Origin of the sequence: Pseudofrankia asymbiotica (assembly GCF_001983105.1) — a bacterium.
Taxonomy (GTDB): Bacteria; Actinomycetota; Actinomycetes; order Frankiales; family Frankiaceae; genus Pseudofrankia; species Pseudofrankia asymbiotica.
In genome coordinates this window covers 1-2049 of record NZ_MOMC01000160.1, presented here as the reverse complement: position 1 = coordinate 2049, position 2049 = coordinate 1, and the positions used below count along the sequence as shown (strand labels likewise).

Here is a 2049-nt window from a genome sequence, read left to right as displayed (position 1 = left end):
AGGTGGCGGGCGCCGTGCCGGGTGACGAGGTGGCGGGCGACGAGTCCGCCGAGGGTGCCGGTGCCGCCGGTGATGAGGACCGTGCCGTCCGGGTCGAGCACCGGCTCGGGCGAGCCGTCGGCGCCGCCGCGGGTCCGGCCGTCGTCGGACGTCGCCGGCAGGTAGGCGAGCCGAGGGGCGAGCAGCGCGCCGGCGCGCAGCGCGAGCTGGGGTTCGGTGGCGGCCTGGGCGAAGGCCGCCGGCAGGGCGGCGAGGCTGCCGGGCTGGTCGTCGAGGTCCAGGAGGGCGAACCGGCCGGGGTGCTCGGCCTGCGCGGTGCGCACCATGCCCCAGACCGGAGCGAGCGGGAGCGCCGGGACCGGGTCGTCGTCGTCCGTGCCGACGGCGCCGTGGGTGACCAGGACGAGGCGGGTCGCGCCGAGGCGCGGTTCGGCGAGCCAGTTCCGCAGCAGGCCGAGGACCCGCTCGGCGCCGGCGCGGGCCGCCGCCGGTGCCTCGTCCGGCCCGTCGTCGGCGAACGTGCCGACCGTCTCGCGGGCGGGGTCTCCCGGCGGTCCGGCGAGGGCCGCGAGGTCGGCGACGACCAGCTCCGGTACCGCCTCGTCGTCCAGCGCCGCGATCAGGGCGGGCAGATCCTCGTGCACCGCCCGCGGCCGTAGCGCGTCGGCCAGCGGGCCGCCCTGCCTGGTCAGGAGCAAGGCCGGCGTCGCGGCCGGGCCGAGCCGGGCGCCGGGCGCCGCGGTCCACTCCAGGCGCAGCAGTGATGAGGCGTCGGTGGCCGCCGGCCGGGGCAGCGCCGCGCGTGCCGACGAGCGGATCACCAGCTCGTCGACGGTGAGGACGGGCGCGCCGTCGGCGTCCGCGAGGGTCAGCGCGTAGGCGTCGGCCCCGGTGGCGGCCAGGCGCACCCGGGCGACGGCCGTGCCGGTCGCGTGCAGGGTGACGCCGGACCAGGCGAACGGCAGCCGGATGTGGGAGGGGTCCGCGCCGGCCTGGCCGGCGTCGGCACGGCCGTGGCTGTCCAGGTGGACGAGGTGCAGGGCGGCGTCGAGCAGCGCCGGATGGATGCCGAAGCCGGCCGGCTCCGCCGCGTCGCCCGCGCCGAGCCCGACCTCGCCGGCCAGGTCCTCGCCGTGGCGCCAGGCCGAGGCCAGGCCGCGGAACGCCGGCCCGTAGTGGTAGCCCTCGTCGGCCAGCCGCTCGTACAGAGCGGTCACGTCGATCTCGGCGCCGTCCGCCGGCGGCCAGTCCGCGAGGTCGGCGACCTGGGCGCGGCCAGCCCCGGAGGCCGTCGTCACGACGCCGGAGGCGTGCCGGGTCCACGACGCCGCCGGCCGCCCCGGCGGCGTCTCCGGCCGGGCATGGATCGCGACCGTGCGCCGCGGGCCGTCGGGCGGCCCGAGGACCACCTGGACCTGCACGGCGTCGCGGCGGCCGAGCGCCAGCGGGGCCTCCAGGGCGAGGGACTCCAGGCCGGGCGGCTCGTCGCGGTCGTCGCCGGCGTCCACCGCGTGCCGGGCGGCGTGCAGGGCGAGGTCGAGGAAGGCGGCGGCGGGCAGCAGGGTGGTCCCGTCGATCGCGTGGTCGGCGAGCCAGGGCTGCTCGGCGACGGAGATCCGCCCCGTGAGCACGAGCCCGCCGTCGCCGGCCAGGGGCACCGCGGCGCCGAGCAGGGCGTGTGCGCTGCTCCCCAGGCCGAGGCGCCCTGGGTCGCCCGTCTCGCGGGCGGGCCGCGCGTGCAGCCAGTAGCGCTTGTGCTGGAACGGGTAGGTGGGCAGTCGCGCGCTCAGGTCCGCGCCGGTGCCCGCGCCGGCGGCGGCCGGTCCGGGGCCGGGGACGCGTCCGTGCGTCCAGAGAGTGGCCAGGACCGTGGCGACGGTGTGGGCCGCGGGCTGGTGCGGGCTGGCCAGCGGCAGGACGTGCTGGCCGGTGCCGTCGGTGTCGTCGGCCGCGTGCAGGGTGTGGAGGGTTTCGAGGGTGGGTGGGGTGAGGGTGGGGTGGGGGGTGAGTTCGAGGTAGTGGGTGGTGTGGTGGGTGTGGAGGGTGTGG

1 protein-coding gene is annotated in these 2049 nt (G+C 79.2%); it reads right to left on the bottom strand.

Annotated elements, in window-relative coordinates; all coding sequences use genetic code 11:
• Positions 1-2049: polyketide synthase dehydratase domain-containing protein (locus BL253_RS38955; RefSeq protein ID WP_198946573.1), on the bottom strand; the 2049-nt coding region annotated here is incomplete at both ends.